We start from the raw sequence: 15,835 nt of genomic DNA on the forward strand, positions 1-15,835 counted from the left end.
GAACGCTGTTGGTCGAGGGGATGGGAGGGCGGGCTACGATGGCGAAGAACATCCAGTCGCTGGAAAGGGCGGCCGCAATGCTGCGTCTGCTCGCGGGTGGCGAGCGCCGGCTGGGCCTCTCGGACATCGCCTCCTCCCTCGGCCTCGCCAAGGGTACGGCCCACGGCATCCTGCGCACCCTGCAGCAGGAGGGTTTCGTCGAGCAGGACGCCGCTTCGGGCCGCTATCAGCTGGGCGCCGAGCTGCTCCGGCTCGGCACGACGTATCTGGACGTCCACGAGCTGCGGGCCCGCGCCCTGGTGTGGACCGACGATCTGGCCAGGTCGAGCGGCGAGAGCGTCTACCTGGGCGTCCTGCACCAGCAGGGCGTGCTGATCGTGCACCACGTCTTCCGCCCCGACGACAGCCGCCAGGTGCTGGAGGTCGGCGCCATGCAGCCGCTGCACTCCACAGCCCTGGGCAAGGTCCTGTCCGCGTACGACCCGGTGGCGCACAGCGAGGTCATGGAGGCCGAGCGCAAGGCGTTCACCTCGCGGACCGTCAGCGACTCCGACGGCTTCGAGAGCGTGCTCGATCTGACCCGCGCGCGCGGGTACGCAGCGGATGTCGAGGAGACCTGGGAGGGCGTGGCGTCGATCGCCGCCCCGATCCACGACCGGCGGCGCATGCCCGTCGGCGCGGTGGGCATCACGGGCGCTGTGGAGCGGGTCTGCCTGGACGGGCAGCTGCGCCACGAGCTCATAGCGGCGGTTAGGGACTGTGCCCGCGCTGTGTCCCGGGATCTGGGCGCGAGCCGGTTCTGACCGTTCTGACCGTTCGCCGCCGGTCCGCCTGAGTACCACTGAAACCGATGCCGACTCGGTGACCGACGTACCCCATCAGGGCCCGTGCAGCGCATGCGCGGGCCCTCGGCGCGCAGGCCGCCGACAACAGGTGCGAGGTGAGCGCACCCGACGCCCGGTGCGAGGTGAGCGCATCTCCACGACGCCCGGTGCGAGGTGATCCCACTGCGCGCGCCGCCCCGCTGATCAAGGCCGGGATAACGATCGGATTTTCCGGCGCCGGAACCTCTTGACGATCCCGCGGCCTCGGACAAGACTCCGTCCATCGGTCGGCATTGTCGAACACCTACCGGTAAACGCGGTAGAGTGCCCGACGCCAGGGCCGCCACAAACGCCCTCACCCCGAGGGCGCGAACCACCGGAGGGACCCGGGGTTCGCCTTCCCCTGGACGAAGGACAAAGGAGTCGCGGGTGTCCAGCTCCGACATCTTCATCGGCGAGACGATAGGTACCGCCGTACTCATCCTGCTCGGCGGTGGCGTGTGCGCCTCCGTCACACTGAAGGCCTCCAAGGCACGCAACGCCGGCTGGCTGGCCATCACCTTCGGGTGGGGCTTCGCGGTCCTCACCGCGGTCTACACCTCGGCGCCGCTCTCCGGTGCCCACCTCAACCCGGCCGTCACCCTCGCCCTCGCGATCAAGGACAACGACTGGAGCAACGTCCCCGCCTACTGGGCGGGACAGCTGCTCGGCGCCATGATCGGCGCCGCCCTGGTCTGGGTCGCGTACTACGGACAGTTCCTCGCCCACCTCACCGACCGCGAGATCGTCGGCGGACCGGGCGCACAGGACACCAAGTCCGTCGAGGCACAGGAGGCTCAGGCCGGACCGGTGCTCGGCATCTTCTCCACCGGCCCCGAGATCCGGAACGCGGTTCAGAACCTGGCCACCGAGATCCTCGGCACCATCGTGCTGGTCCTCGCGGTCCTCACCCAGGGCCTCAACGACAGCGGCAAGGGCCTCGGCACCCTCGGAGCGCTGGTCACCGCCCTGGTCGTGGTCAGCATCGGTCTCTCGCTGGGCGGCCCGACGGGCTACGCGATCAACCCGGCCCGCGACCTCGGTCCGCGTATCGTGCACGCCCTTCTGCCCCTGCCCAACAAGGGCGGCTCCGACTGGGGCTACGCCTGGGTCCCGGTCGTCGGCCCCTTGGTCGGCGGCGCGATCGCCGCAGGCATCTACAACGTTGCTTTCGCTTAGAGCCGCCGAGCTGCTGAGCCGCTGCGCCGCCGCACCACAGCGCTTCACGGCCACGCACCCAGAGCTTCCAGAGCCGCAAGCAATACGTCGTAAGCCAGCCCGACACATGTCGCCAGCCCCCCATATACGGACTTCCAGGAGCACACCGTGACCGACGCACACACCGCCGGCCCCCTCTCCCACGGCGCAGGGGCACATTCCCACGGCGCAGGGCCGTTCATCGCGGCCATCGACCAGGGCACCACGTCCAGCCGCTGCATCGTCTTCGACCGGGACGGCCGCATCGTCTCCGTCGACCAGAAGGAGCACGAGCAGATCTTCCCCAAGCCGGGCTGGGTCGAGCACGACGCCGCCGAGATCTGGACGAACGTCCAGGAGGTCGTCGCCGGAGCCATCGCCAAGGCCGGCATCACCCGTGACGACATCAAGGCGATCGGCATCACCAACCAGCGCGAGACGACGCTGCTGTGGGACAAGAACACCGGCGAGCCGGTCCACAACGCCATCGTCTGGCAGGACACCCGCACCGACGCCCTGTGCAAGGATCTCGGCCGCAACGTCGGCCAGGACCGTTTCCGCCGCGAGACGGGCCTCCCCCTCGCCTCGTACTTCGCCGGCCCGAAGGCCCGCTGGCTGCTTGACAACGTCGACGGCCTCGACGAGCGCGCCGAGCGGGGCGACATCCTCTTCGGCACGATGGACTCATGGGTCATCTGGAACCTGACCGGTGGTGTCAACGGCGGCGTGCACGTCACTGACGTCACCAACGCATCGCGCACCCTGCTGATGAACCTCCACGAGATGCAGTGGGACGAGCGCATCTGCGCCTCCATCGGCGTCCCGATGCAGATGCTGCCGGAGATCCGCTCCTCCGCCGAGGTGTACGGCGAGGTCAAGGGCGGCAAGCTCGGCGACCTCCTGGGCGGCATCCCCGTCGCCTCCGCGCTCGGCGACCAGCAGGCGGCCCTGTTCGGCCAGACCTGCTTCAGCGAGGGCGAGGCCAAGTCGACGTACGGCACCGGCACCTTCATGCTGATGAACACCGGCGACAAGGTCATCAACTCGTACAGCGGACTGCTGACCACCGTCGGCTACCAGATCGGCGACCAGGACCCGGTCTACGCGCTCGAGGGTTCGATCGCCGTCACCGGCTCCCTGGTGCAGTGGATGCGCGACCAGATGGGCCTGATCAGCACGGCCGCCGAGATCGAGACGCTGGCCTCCTCGGTCGAGGACAACGGCGGCGCCTACTTCGTGCCGGCCTTCTCCGGCCTGTTCGCCCCGTACTGGCGTTCCGACGCCCGCGGTGTGCTCGCCGGTCTGACCCGGTACGTCACCAAGGCGCACCTCGCGCGCGCGGTCCTCGAGGCCACCGCCTGGCAGACCCGTGAGATCACCGACGCCATGACCAAGGACTCCGGCGTCGAGCTCGCGGCGCTCAAGGTCGACGGCGGCATGACCTCCAACAACCTGCTGATGCAGACGCTCTCGGACTTCCTGGACGCACCGGTCGTGCGTCCGATGGTCGCCGAGACCACCTGCCTCGGCGCCGCCTACGCCGCCGGCCTTGCCGTCGGCTTCTGGCCGGACACCGACGCGCTGCGCGCCAACTGGCGCCGGGCCGCCGAGTGGACCCCCCGTATGGACGCGGACAAGCGGGACCGCGAGTACAAGAGCTGGCTCAAGGCCGTCGAGCGGACCATGGGCTGGATCGAGGACGAGGAGTAAGAAACCCCATGAGCAGCCAGCCCACCCTGCAGACCGCGCCTGCCCTCGGTACGCACCCGGTCTCCGGCTCCCTCCCCGGCCGTGCCGAGACCCGGGAGCAGCTTTCCAAGGCGACGTACGACCTTCTCGTCATCGGCGGCGGAATCCTGGGCATCTCCACCGCCTGGCATGCCGCGCAGTCAGGTCTGCGGGTGGCGCTGGTGGACGCCGGTGACTTCGCCGGTGCCACCTCCTCCGCCTCCTCCAAGCTGCTCCACGGGGGCTTGCGCTATCTGCAGACCGGCGCGGTGAAGCTGGTCGCGGAGAACCACTTCGAGCGCCGTGCGGTGTCCCGCCAGGTGGCACCGCACCTGTCCAACCCCCTCACCTTCTACCTGCCGGTCTACAAGGGCGGCCCGCACGGCGCGGCCAAGCTCGGCGCGGGAGTCTTCGCCTACTCGGCGCTGTCCGCGTTCGGCGACGGCGTCGGCCATGTGATCGGCCCGGCGAAGGCGCAGCGCGACGTGCCGGAGCTGCGCACGGAGAACCTGAAGGCCGTGGCCGTGTACGGCGACGACCAGATGAACGACTCCCGTATGGCGCTGATGACGGTGCGCGCGGCGGTCGAGGCGGGTGCGGCCGTCCTCAACCACGCCGAGGTCACCGGCCTGCGCTTCACCAAGGGCCGGGTCACCGGCGCCGAACTGAAGGACCGCCTCGACGGCACCGAGTTCGGCGTCACCGCCCGTCTCGTACTGAACGCGACCGGCCCCTGGGTCGACCACCTGCGCAGGATGGAGGACCCGAACGCGGCCCCGTCCATCCGCCTGTCGAAGGGCGCGCACCTCGTGCTCAAGCGCACCTCGCCGTGGAAGGCAGCGCTGGCCACTCCCATCGACAAGTACCGCATCACCTTCGCCCTCCCCTGGGAGGACATGCTGCTGCTGGGCACGACCGACGAGGAGTACGAGGGCGACCCGGCGGATGTCGCGGTCAACGAGCAGGACATCGCCCAGATACTCGACGAGGCGGCCTTCTCCGTCCGTGACCAGCAGCTGAAGCGGGAACTGATCACGTACGCCTTCGCCGGTCTGCGGGTGCTGCCGGGCGGCCCCGGCGACACGTCGAAGGCCAAGCGCGAGACGGTGGTGACCGAGGGCAAGGGCGGCATGCTGTCCGTCGCGGGCGGCAAGTGGACCACCTTCCGGCACATCGGCCGTACGGTCATGAACAAGCTGGCGGCCCTGCCAGGGCACCCGCTCGCCGACGACATGGAGCCCATGTCGCAGCTGCCGAAGAAGCTCCCGCTGCCGGGCATCTCCAACCCGCAGGCGGTCGCGCACCGGCTGCTGGTGGACGGCGGCACCCCGGGCCCGCGCATGGCCGCCGACACCGCCAAGCACCTCGCCACGCACTACGGATCGCTGTCCTTCGACATCGCACGGCTGGCGAACGAGAACCCGGAGCTGGGCGAGCGCATCCACCCCGACGCTCCGGAGATCTGGGCGCAGGTCGTCTACGCCCGCGACCACGAGTGGGCCGAGACGGCGGACGACGTGCTGCGCCGGCGGACGACGCTGACGATCCGGGGCCTGGACACGGAGGACGTACGGGCCAGGGTGAAGGACCTGCTGAACGCGGGGGACGCCGAGTAGGCGGCGCAGGACCGGCCGGGTAGGCGGGCCGAAACCGGCCGAGTGGGCGGCGCAGGACCGAGGGGCGGCTTCTACGGGGGGAAGTCGCCCCTCCGCCATGCCGCGCCCCGCCCTCTCTGACCGCTTCGCCGCAGAAGAGAAGACTGGCAGCGGCTTGGGAGGCCAGGCCGCGGCACAAGCGGCTGGAGCACGCCCTGCCCGACCGTCCCGCTGCGCCGGTGCGGACACCAGGACACGCCTCCCGGCTGCTCACCGGTCCGGGCCAGCCCGTCGAGCGGATCCGCATCGAGCGCTTTGGCTGATCCAGGGGGTCCGAGCCGCATAATGGTCGCAAGACATCGGATGTCTCAGCGACGGGCCTGAGGTACAGGGAGGGCGGCGATGGCTGTCACGGATGAGGCGATCGAGAAGATCAAAGGCATGATCGTCTCCGGCGCGCTGCGCCCCGGCGACCGGCTCCCCAAGGAGAGCGAGCTCGCGGCCGAGCTGGGCCTGTCCCGGAACTCGCTGCGCGAGGCGGTGCGCGCGCTGTCGCTGATCCGGATCCTCGACGTCCGGCAGGGCGACGGAACGTACGTCACGAGCCTGGACCCCCAACTCCTGCTGGAGGCGCTGAGCTTCGTCGTGGACTTCCATCGCGACGACACGGTGCTGGAGTTCCTCGCCGTCCGCCGCATACTGGAACCGGCCGCGACGGCGATGGCGAGCACGCGCATCAGCGAGGCGGAACTGGACGTGCTGACCGCCCAGTTGGACGCGCTCGGGACGTCGCCGTCTGTGGAGGAACTCGTCGCCTGCGACCTGGAGTTCCACCGCGGCATCGTGCAGAGCTCGGGGAACTCGGTGCTGTGCTCCCTGCTCGACGGGCTGTCGGGTCCCACCACCAGGGCCCGTATCTGGCGCGGTCTGACCCAGGAGGACGCGGTCAGCCGGACGCTCCACGAGCATCGGGCCATCCTTGCCGCCCTGCGCGACCGTGACGCGGAGGCGGCCCGTTCCTGGGCGACAGTGCACATCGCGAGCGTGGAGCAGTGGCTGCGTTCGACTCTGTAAAGCCGACCCGCCCTGTAAAGCCGACCCGCCCTGTAAAGCAGACCCGCCTCAGCCGGCCCGCCCCCGGATCTGGTGGCGCCCCGGTCTCAGTCCTGCTTCTCGCCGCTCGCGAACCGCGAGATCACCAGCGCGACGATGATGATGGCGCCGTTGAGGAACTGGTTCCACAGCGCGGGAACCCCGCCGAGCGTCATCACGTTGACGACGAGCTGCAGCGTGAGCACGCCGGTCAGCGCGCCGAAGAGCGTGCCGCGGCCGCCCTTCAGGCTGATGCCGCCGATCACCGCGGCGGCGAAGACCTGGAAGATCCAGCCGTTGCCCTGGGTGGCGGCGACCGAGCCGTAGTGGCCGGTGTACAGCACGCCCGCGAAGGCGGCGAGCAGGCCGCCGATCGCCAGCACGATCCAGGTGAGCCGGTCGACCCGGATACCGGCCGCCCGCGCGGCCTCCGGATTGCCGCCGATCGCGTACAGCGCCCGTCCGTGGCGCAGCCAGGCCAGGGCCGCGCCGCCCACCGCGAACAGTGTGAGGCAGATCCAGACGGCGGCCGGCGCGCCGAGCCAGTCCGTCTTGCCCAGGTAGCGGAAGGACTCGGGGACGTCGGTGATCGACTTGCCCTCGGTGATGCCGATGTGGAGGCCGCGCAGCATGGTGAGCATGCCGAGCGTGGCGATGAAGCCGTTGACCCGCAGCTTGAGCATCAGGAAGCCGTTGATGCCGCCGATCAGGAGCCCAGCCAGCAGGCAGACGGGGATCGCCGTCCATACGGGCAGCAGGTCGAGGCCCGCGAACCGGCCGCCGGACGTCGGCAGCACGAGCCACATGGCGACGACCGGCGCGATGCCGATCGTCGACTCCAGCGACAGGTCCATGCGGCCGCAGATGAGGATCAGCGCCTGGCCGAGCACCAGCAGGCTCAGCTCGCTGGACTGCTGGACGACGTTGATGAGGTTGGTGGAGGTCAGGAAGACCGGCGAGACGACGTAGCCGATCACCAGCAGCACCAGGATCACGGGGACGAGTGAGAAGTCGCTCCAGCGGACGTACCGCAGATACGGCAGCGGGCCTCCGCCGCCGCCCTCCTTGCCGGTGGTGGGCGGCCGCATCGTCTCCGTCATGCCCTTTCCCCTCCCACGGTTCCTTCGGCCACGCCCTCCATGGCCGCGACCAGCTCACGGTCCGTCCATCCGGTGTCGTACTCGGCGACCAGCCGCCCGTGGAAGAGCACCAGCAGCCGGTCGCAGACCCGCAGATCGTCGAGTTCGTCGGAGACGATGACCGCGGCCCGCCCCTCGTCCGCGACCCGCCGGACCACGGCCAGCAGCGCCTCCTTGGACTTGACGTCCACGCCCGCGGTGGGGCGGATCGCCACCAGGGCGTGCGGGCGCCGGGCCAGGGCTCGGGCGACGACGACCTTCTGCTGGTTGCCGCCGGAGAGCCCGGAGACCGGCTGGTCCGGGCCGCGGGTCCGGATGTCCAGCGAGCGGATCACCGAGGCCGCGAACTCCCGTGTACGAGAGGGCAGTACGGTGCCCCAGCGGCCGAGCTGGTCGGTCACGGTCAGCGTGGCGTTCTCCGCGACGCTGCGTTCGGCGACGAGTCCCTGGCGGTGGCGGTCCTCGGGGATGTAACCGATACCGGCCTCCAGGGCGTCGGGCACGCTTCCGGGGCGTACCTCCCGGCCGCGCACCCGGACCGCGCCGGCCGTGGGCGCGCGCATGCCGACGAGTGTCTCGCCGAGCGCGGTGTTGCCGCTCGCCGCGGCCCCGGCGAGGCCGACGACCTCGCCGGGGCGTACGGCGAAGTCCAGCGGCTCGTAGGCGCCTTCCAGAGCTAGCCCCTCGGCACGGAGCAACGGCTCGGCCTCCCGTACCCGGTGGGGAGCGGGCTCCCAGTCGGGGACGACGGAGGTCTCCTCGCCTGTCATGGCCGCCACCAGGTCGGCCTTCGCCAGCCCCTGGACGGGCGCCGTGAGCACATGGCGGGCGTCACGCAGGACCGTGACCGCGGTGCACAGCTCGTACACCTCCTGGAGGTGGTGCGAGATGAAGAGGAATGCGACGCCCTGTGATTGCAGGTCCCTGAGCTTGTCGAACAGACGCTGGATGCCGCGCGCGTCGAGCTGCGCCGTCGGCTCGTCGAGGATGATCAGCCGGGCTCCGAAGGAGAGGGCTTTCGCGATCTCCACGAACTGGCGCTGCTCGACGGCGAGATCCTTGGCCCGCGCTCCGGGATCGACGTCCACGCCGTACTCGGCGAGCAGTGCACGCGCGCGTGCCCGCAGTTTCGCCCAGCGGATGAAACGCTCGCCCTCCTGGAAGCGGTTGAGGAAGAGGTTCTCGGCGACGGTGAGCTCGGGCACCACCATCGACTTCTGGTAGACGCACGCCACTTTGGAGCGCCATGCCGCGGTGTCCCCGAAGGCGGGAGTGGGTGCGCCGTCGAAGTGCACCGTCCCCGCGTCGGGCCGGTGCAGCCCCGTCAGTACGCCGACCAGCGTGGACTTGCCTGCGCCGTTGCGTCCGACGAGGGCGTGCGACTCCCCGGGCCGTACGGTCAGCCGGACGCCGTCCAGCGCGAGCGTGGGCCCGAAGCGCTTGACGACGCCTTCCGCATGCACCACCGCCGCGGCAGCCATGGCTCCCTCTCCGGTCGTCACGGCTACTTCTCCAGCTGGTTGGCCCACAGTTCGGGATCGTCGACGTTGTCCTTGGTGACGAGGGGCGCGGGCAGCTGGTCCTCGTAGCCGTTCGGGATCTTGACGACGGTCGAGTCGTGATCGGTCGGGCCCGTCTTGGCCTTCTTGCCGTCCAGGGCCTGCTGTGCCCAGTACAGGGCGTACTTGGCGTAGAGATCCGCGGGCTGGGAGACGGTCGCGTCGATCTTGCCGTCGCGGATGGCGTCGAGTTCCTGCGGGATGCCGTCGTTGGAGATGATCGTGATGTGGCCCTCGGTGCCGGCTGGTTTGAGCAGCTTCTTCTGCTCGAGCAGTGCGAGGGTCGGCTCCAGGAAGACGCCGCCGGCCTGCATGTAGATGCCGTTGAGGTCAGGATGCGCGGCCAGTGTGGACTGGAGCTTCGCCGACGCGACCTCGCCCTTCCACTCGGTCGCCAGCTCGAAGACCTTGATGCCGGGATAGTTCTCGTCCATGCACGACTTGAACGCCTCGGAGCGGTCACGGCCGTTGATGGACGCCAGGTCGCCCTGGAACTCCGCGACCTTCCCCTTGCCCTTCAGCTGCTCGCCGAGGTATTCGCAGGCCTTTTCGCCGTACGCGCGGTTGTCGGCGCGTACGACCATGTAGACCGAGCCCTTGTCCGGGCGGGTGTCGACGCTGACGACCGGGATCTTCTTCTCCTCCAGGGTGTTGAGCGTCTCGGCGACGGCACCGGTGTCCTGCGGAGCCATGATCACGGCTTTGGCACCCTGGTCCGTGAAAGTCTGCACGTTGGCCGCGAGCCGTCCGATGTCGTTCTGCGAGTTCGTAAGCGGCAGCGCGTCGACGCTCTCGGCCTTGATGTCCTTCTCCAGGTAGTCCTGGTAGGAGTTCCAGAAGTCGCTGTCGTTGCGCGGAACGTCGATGCCCACCTTGCCGCTACCGGATCCGCCGTCCGATTCCCGGTTGCAGGCGGCGAGGGCGGTCGTGGCGAGCAGCGCGACACAGGCCGCGGCGATCGTCGTACGGAGTCTGCCGGTGACGCTCTGGTCCATGCGTTGCCCCCATCGCTGAACATCGGACCTCTGAGGATCATCCGATGTATAGCGCGGAGCATGGGCAACGTCTAGGCCACTGGACGAAGTTGACGGGATACAGCTCGGATGACTGCCGGGTGTTCGCAGGTCGTCGCCGGGGCAGTGATCGGTTCACTCCCCTGTGCAAGGGGCTGCGGAGGGCCCCCGCGGACGCCGTAAGGTTGGTCCGTAAGCGAGGGCACGTCGGAAGGAGGCGCTGGGTGATCGAGCTCGAGGGGGTTCCCGAGCTGGTCGACCCGGTCATGGTGGCCGCGTTCGAGGGCTGGAACGACGCCGGCGACGCCGCCTCCACCGCGGTCGCGCATCTCGACAAGGTATGGAAGGGCGAGGTCTTCGCGGCGCTCGACGCGGAGGACTACTACGACTTCCAGGTGAACCGCCCCACGGTGTGGCTGGACGGCGGCGTCCGCAAGATCACATGGCCGACGACCCGGCTCTCGGTGATCCGCATCGGCGGCGACAAGCCGCGTGACCTGGTGCTGGTCCGCGGCATCGAGCCGTCCATGCGCTGGCGGTCGTTCTGCAACGAGCTGCTGGGGTTCGCGCACGAACTCGGCGTGGAACTCGTGGTCATCCTGGGCGCACTGCTCGGCGACACACCGCACACGCGTCCCGTCCCGATCAGCGGCACCACGTCCGACCCGGACCTTGCCCGCAGGATGGACCTGGAGGAGACCAAGTACGAGGGTCCGACGGGCATCGTCGGCATCCTTCAGGAGGCGTGCACGCACGCGGGTGTGCCGGCGGTGTCGCTGTGGGCGGCCGTCCCGCACTACGTGTCGCAGCCACCGAACCCCAAGGCCACTCTCGCCCTGCTGAACCGGCTTGAGGACCTGATCGACCTGCGTATCCCGCTGGAAGAGCTGCCCGATGACGCGCGTGCATGGCAGCTGGGCGTGGACCAGCTGGCGGCCGAGGACAGCGAGGTCGCCGAGTACGTGCAGACGCTGGAGGAGGCGCGGGACACCGCCGAGCTCCCGGAGGCGTCGGGCGAGGCGATCGCCCGTGAGTTCGAGCGCTATCTGCGCAGGCGGGACGGCGGTGTCGGCCCGGCCGCGGGCCAGGCCGGCGGTCATGCCACGGAGGGCGGCGACGGTGCCCCGTATCTGCGCGAGGGCCCGGCCGACCGCACCCGGCCGCCGAAGCCGCAGCGGCCGGGGAGCGACGACGAGGGCGGCGGGGCAGCGAGCGGAGGCTCCGAGGACTCGCCGGAGGAGTGAGCCGGACCGGAAGAGCGAGAGGGGCGGTGCGCCACAGGCGCACCGCCCCTTTGTTCGTCGGGTCTCGCTGACGTCCGCCGGGCCGAGGACGGGCAGGCCGTCCGCGGTGCGGACGGGCGTGTCCTCGCCCCGGGGCCTCGGCGGCCGTCAGGTGCTGCCCCGGGCCCAGCCCTCGGCTCGCGACGCGCCGACGGCTCGAATGCCTGGAGCGCGCCTCGCGGCCCGTGTGCCTGGAGCGCGCCCGCAGCCTGCTTGCCCCGGGGGCGCCTGCCGCCCGTGTGCCTGGAGCACGCCCGCAGCCCGCTTGCCCGGAGGGCGCCTGCCGCCCGTGTACCTGAGTGTGCCCGCGGCCGTGTACTCGGAGCACGACGCCGAGCAGCGCGTCGACGGCGTTCGACACGACGCCGGGCGCGCCCACAGGCCGTGCACCTGGAGCGCGCCCGCGGCCCGTGTTCCTAGAGCGCGACGCCGCCGTCGACGGCGTTCGACACGACGCCGGGCGCGCCCACAGGCCGTGCACCTGGAGCGCGCCCGCGGCCCGTGTTCCTAGAGCGCGACGCCGAGCAGCCCGTCGACGGCGCGCGACACCACGCCGGGCGCCCCCTCATCCGTACCGCCCTGCTCATGCTGGAGCGCCGCCCAGCGGTCGACCGCGGCGAGCGCGGCCGGGGCGTCCAGATCGTTCGCGAGGGCGTCGCGGATCTCCTCGACCAGGGCCTCGGCGGGCGGGCCGTCGGGGCGTGAGACGGCGGACCTCCACCGCCCGAGCCGCGCGACGGCCTCCTCGAGGACGTCGTCGGTCCACTCCCAGTCGGCCCGGTAGTGGTGGGCGAGCAGGGCGAGCCGTATGGCGGCGGGGTCGACCCCGTCGCGCCGCAGCTTCGACACGAAGACGAGGTTGCCCTTGGACTTCGACATCTTCTGGCCGTCCAGCGCCACCATGCCCGCGTGGACGTACGCCTTGGCGAAGGGGTACTCGCCGGTCAGCGCCTGCGCGTGCGACGCGCCCATCTCGTGGTGCGGGAAGGCGAGGTCGGAGCCGCCGCCCTGCACGTCGAAGCCCATCCCGAGGTGGTCCAGGGCGATGGCCACGCACTCGATGTGCCAGCCGGGCCGGCCGCGGCCGAGCGAACCGCCGTCCCAGCTCGGCTCGCCCTCGCGGGCGGCCATCCAGAGCATCGGGTCGAGCGGGTTCTTCTTGCCCGGACGGTCCGGGTCGCCGCCACGCTCGGCGGACAGCAGCCGCATGGCGGCGGCGTCGAGGCGCGAGACCTCGCCGAAGTGCGGGTCGGCCTCGACGGAGAAGTAGACGTCCCCCTCGAGCTCGTACGCGGCGCCGGCGTCCCGCAGCCGCTCGACGAGCGGGACGATGCCCGGGATGGCCTCGACCGCGCCGATGTAGTGCTGCGGCGGGAGCATCCGCAGCGCGGTCATGTCCTCGCGGAAGAGGGCGGTCTCGCGCTCGGCGAGCCCTGTCCAGTCGACACCGTCGCGCTCGGCGCGTTCGAGCAGCGGGTCGTCGACGTCGGTCACGTTCTGGACGTAGTGCACCTGCCGCTTCGTGTCGAGCCACACGCGCTGCACGAGGTCGAACGCGTTGTAGGTCGCGGCGTGACCGATGTGGGTCGCGTCGTACGGGGTGATGCCGCAGACGTAGATACGGGCGACGGGACCGGGGTCGAGGGTGACGAGGCCGCCGGTCGCGGTGTCGTGGATCCGAAGGTCGCGGCCCTTGCCAGGCAGGGCGGGGACCTCAGAAGCGGGCCAGGCATGCATGCCCTGAGCCTAACCGGACGGATGTTCCGCCTACGAACCGGACCGCCCCTGACGACCGGAAAGGCCCTCTTGCACAACGGCGCCGCCTATGATCAGGGCCTTCCCCACGCGCCTGCGGCAGTCGTTCTCGAAGCGTGGCACAGCGGAACTGTGCCCCACCAGCCTGTGCTCAGCGGCATAGAGCGCTCCCGCATGAACGCAACCACGCACCACCCGCACCCGAAGACAAGAATGCGAGCGCCCCTAAACCGGCGGCCAAGGAATGGCCGGCCACTCCCCCGACGGCTCCGGATGCCGCCCGGACACCAGCAACGCCTCGACACGCGCGCGCAGCGCCTCGACCTCATCCGAGGTGATCAGCTCACGAAGCCGCACGGCGAGCCCCGAACCGTCGTCGAGCGCATCCCGCAGGGACCCGAGCACCGCCACCGCCTCGACGGTCAGCGCCTCCCCCGCCCACCCCCACAACAGCGTCCGCAGCTTGTCCTCGGCATGAAACGTGACCCCGTGGTCGATCCCGTACAGACGCCCATCGGCGGTCGGCAGGAGATGACTCCCCTTGCGGTCGGCGTTGTTGATCACCGCGTCGAGCACCGCGAGCCGCCGCAGCCGCTCGTCGTCGGCGTGCACGAGAAGCGCCGTGCGCCCGCCGCCCACCTCCGCGAAACCGATGGCCTTCCATCCGCCCTCCGGCTCATCCCCTTCCACGAGGGCCAGAAGCTCCGCGCCGTCCTCGACGGATGCCTCGATCCACAGCTGGCACATGCCCTCGCCGTACGGCCCGTCCCGCAGCACGGTGGGCGGTACGAGCCCCCATCCGGTGGCCTCGGACACCTCGTACGCGGCGACCTCGCGCTGCGCAAGGGTGCCGTCCGGGAAGTCCCACAGGGGCCGCTCCCCGGCGACGGGCTTGTAGATGCAGGTGGCCTCCTGGCCCTCGTACGAAACCGCGCAGAAGAGCGCCGCGTTGGAGGCGTCGCGGATGCGGCCGCGCACCGTCAGCTCGCCCTTGGCGAGCAGCTCGGTCGCGGTCACGCTCCGCGGCGGTATCCGTTCTGGCGCGGACATACATGTCCTTCCGGGTCGAGCGGGAGGCTGCACAGCGGGCACGGCGGGCGGCCCGCGTTGACGACGTCCAGGGCCCGTTTGGCGAAGGCCCTGGCCTGGGCGCCGGTGAGGAGGACGCGGAGCATCGGCGGGCCGTTCTCCTCGTCCTGCAGCAGCCGCTCCTCTGCGGCCGCGAGGTCCTCTTCGGAGTCGGCGTCCAGTTCGACGAGTGCCTGGGCTTCGACGATCATGCGCTGCTCTTCACCGTCCCAGGCCAGCGCCATGGTGCCGACCCGGAACTCCTCCTCGATGGGGGTTTCGAGGGGCGCGGTGTCCGAGACCTCCGTGGGGGCGACGGCCGGAACGGCCGCGCTTCCCCCGCTGCGCCGTACGACCTCGTCGAGAAGCTCGTCCATGCGCTCGGCGAGCGCGGCCACCTGGGTCTTCTCCAGAGCGACGCTGGTCACTCGGGTTCCGGAGGAGGCCTGGAGGAAGAAGGTGCGGCGCCCGGGCAGCCCGACCGTACCGGCCACGAAGCGGTCCGGCGGGTTGTAGAGGAACACCTGACGGGACACGTCCTGTCTCCATTGGGATCGACTTCGGTTGCTGCGATCCGGTCGGCTGCGGTTGCCGCTGACCGGATCGGCTGCGGTTGATGCTGCTGGTGCGGGATGTGCGACCAGTATTTGCGATGGCTGGCGACCGTGCTGAACAGGTAGGGAACGCTGGTGTGGGGACTGCTGCGCTACTTCGACCGCTTCACCCTACTGCGGTTGACGATCACGGTGCTCCCGCACCGCCTCCCACCGGGGCATCGCCTCCGTTCTCCGGCTCCGTGCGCGGAGCCAGCGAGGCGAAGTCCCCGGTGTCGCCGAGGCGGAGGAGAAAGGGGCGCAACCGTGTGTAGCGGATCGCGGTGACGGAACAGGGTTCCACGCTGATGCGCTGGAAGAGATCCAGGTGAAGGCCGAGTGCGTCCGCGACGAGCGACTTGATGATGTCGCCGTGCGAGCACATGACGTACACCGCGTCGGCTCCGTGCTCGCGCTCCACGCGCGCGTTCCACTCGCGTACGGCCTCGGCGGCCCGGGTGGCCATCTCGCGCATGGACTCGCCGCCGGGGAAGGCGGCCGCCGTCGGGTGCTGCTGGACCACCTCCATCAGCGGCTCGTCCTTGAGTTCGGCGAGCTTGCGGCCGGACCAGTCTCCGTAGCGGCACTCACCGATGCGCTCGTCGGTGTGGAGAGACAGCTCGGGGCGGGCTGCGAGCAGTGGCTCCAGCGTTTCCCGGCAGCGCTGCAGGGGACTCGTGACGGCCGTGGCGAGCGGCAGACCGGCCAGCCGGGCGGGCAGGGCGGCCGCCTGGGCCGCGCCCCGCTCGTCGAGGGCGACTCCGGGAGTCCACCCGGCGAGCAGTCCTTCGGTGTTGGCGGTGGAGCGTCCGTGCCGGACGAGGATCAGCGTGGGCATGCCGCAAGCCTAGGCCGAGCGAGAGGGTGCACCTTCGGCTGCCTCCAGGTGTGTGCCCTTCGGCTGCCTCGGGGTGCGCGCTCTTCAGTTCCCTCAGAGGGGTGTGCCTTCG

The 15,835-nt window shown here is 70.5% G+C and carries 13 protein-coding genes; 6 read left to right on the forward strand and 7 right to left on the reverse strand.

Translation table 11 applies throughout. The features are described 5' to 3' along the window. Positions 1 to 38 precede the first annotated feature (38 nt). From H1D24_RS11600 to H1D24_RS11620, 5 genes are all read left to right on the forward strand, one after another. Positions 39 to 803, forward strand: a complete 765-nt coding sequence (locus tag H1D24_RS11600; protein WP_181657348.1) for an IclR family transcriptional regulator — start codon at positions 39 to 41, stop codon at positions 801 to 803. A 450-nt stretch (positions 804 to 1,253) separates the two neighbouring features. Continuing rightward, positions 1,254 to 2,042 carry an MIP/aquaporin family protein gene (locus H1D24_RS11605; protein WP_181657349.1) on the forward strand — a complete coding sequence of 263 codons (789 nt, stop codon included), beginning with the start codon at positions 1,254 to 1,256 and terminating at the stop codon, positions 2,040 to 2,042. A 147-nt stretch (positions 2,043 to 2,189) separates the two neighbouring features. Beyond that, the gene (glpK, locus tag H1D24_RS11610; RefSeq protein WP_181657350.1) at positions 2,190 to 3,770 is read left to right on the forward strand and encodes a glycerol kinase GlpK; all 1,581 of its coding nucleotides are present in this window, start codon (positions 2,190 to 2,192) and stop codon (positions 3,768 to 3,770) included. Positions 3,771 to 3,778: 8 nt separating this feature from the next. Further along, positions 3,779 to 5,404, forward strand: coding sequence for a glycerol-3-phosphate dehydrogenase/oxidase (locus H1D24_RS11615; RefSeq protein ID WP_181657351.1), 1,626 nt, complete (start codon positions 3,779 to 3,781; stop codon positions 5,402 to 5,404). Between the two features lie 381 nt (positions 5,405 to 5,785). Continuing rightward, entirely contained in the window at positions 5,786 to 6,457 is a 672-nt protein-coding gene (locus tag H1D24_RS11620; RefSeq protein ID WP_181657352.1) for a FadR/GntR family transcriptional regulator, read from the forward strand. Between the two features lie 86 nt (positions 6,458 to 6,543). Here H1D24_RS11620 and H1D24_RS11625 read toward each other — a convergent pair whose 3' ends face one another. From H1D24_RS11625 to H1D24_RS11635, 3 genes are read right to left on the reverse strand one after another with little or no spacing between them, the layout of a single operon-like run. Further along, positions 6,544 to 7,575, reverse strand: a complete 1,032-nt coding sequence (locus H1D24_RS11625) for an ABC transporter permease (RefSeq protein ID WP_181657353.1) — start codon at positions 7,573 to 7,575, stop codon at positions 6,544 to 6,546. Continuing rightward, positions 7,572 to 9,095 (reverse strand): sugar ABC transporter ATP-binding protein, encoded by a 1,524-nt coding sequence (locus H1D24_RS11630; protein WP_181657414.1) that lies wholly within the window; start codon positions 9,093 to 9,095, stop codon positions 7,572 to 7,574. Before H1D24_RS11630 ends, H1D24_RS11625 begins: the two co-directional genes overlap by 4 nt. A gap of 23 nt (positions 9,096 to 9,118) precedes the next feature. After that, complete coding sequence (locus H1D24_RS11635) at positions 9,119 to 10,168, reverse strand: sugar ABC transporter substrate-binding protein (RefSeq protein ID WP_181657354.1); 1,050 nt, start codon at positions 10,166 to 10,168, stop codon at positions 9,119 to 9,121. A gap of 242 nt (positions 10,169 to 10,410) precedes the next feature. Between H1D24_RS11635 and H1D24_RS11640 the strand changes: the two genes are divergently transcribed. Further along, the gene (locus tag H1D24_RS11640; protein ID WP_181657355.1) at positions 10,411 to 11,430 is read left to right on the forward strand and encodes a PAC2 family protein; all 1,020 of its coding nucleotides are present in this window, start codon (positions 10,411 to 10,413) and stop codon (positions 11,428 to 11,430) included. Positions 11,431 to 11,976: 546 nt separating this feature from the next. On the opposite strand, the gene mshC is transcribed toward H1D24_RS11640, so the two are convergent. The 4 genes from mshC to H1D24_RS11660 all read right to left on the reverse strand — a co-directional run bounded on the left by mshC (position 11,977) and on the right by H1D24_RS11660 (position 15,723). Further along, positions 11,977 to 13,206, reverse strand: a complete 1,230-nt coding sequence (gene mshC, locus H1D24_RS11645; protein WP_181657356.1) for a cysteine--1-D-myo-inosityl 2-amino-2-deoxy-alpha-D-glucopyranoside ligase — start codon at positions 13,204 to 13,206, stop codon at positions 11,977 to 11,979. A 243-nt stretch (positions 13,207 to 13,449) separates the two neighbouring features. Beyond that, positions 13,450 to 14,274: an SCO1664 family protein gene (locus H1D24_RS11650; protein ID WP_181657357.1), complete on the reverse strand. Its 825-nt coding sequence runs from the start codon at positions 14,272 to 14,274 to the stop codon at positions 13,450 to 13,452. Next, positions 14,238 to 14,828: a DUF3090 domain-containing protein gene (locus H1D24_RS11655; RefSeq protein WP_181657358.1), complete on the reverse strand. Its 591-nt coding sequence runs from the start codon at positions 14,826 to 14,828 to the stop codon at positions 14,238 to 14,240. The genes H1D24_RS11650 and H1D24_RS11655 overlap by 37 nt, the downstream gene beginning before the upstream one ends. A gap of 205 nt (positions 14,829 to 15,033) precedes the next feature. Beyond that, complete coding sequence (locus H1D24_RS11660) at positions 15,034 to 15,723, reverse strand: histidine phosphatase family protein (RefSeq protein WP_181657359.1); 690 nt, start codon at positions 15,721 to 15,723, stop codon at positions 15,034 to 15,036. Positions 15,724 to 15,835: the final 112 nt, after the last annotated feature.

It is taken from the genome of Streptomyces himalayensis subsp. himalayensis, assembly GCF_013778455.1.
Classification (GTDB): Bacteria; Actinomycetota; Actinomycetes; order Streptomycetales; family Streptomycetaceae; genus Streptomyces; species Streptomyces himalayensis.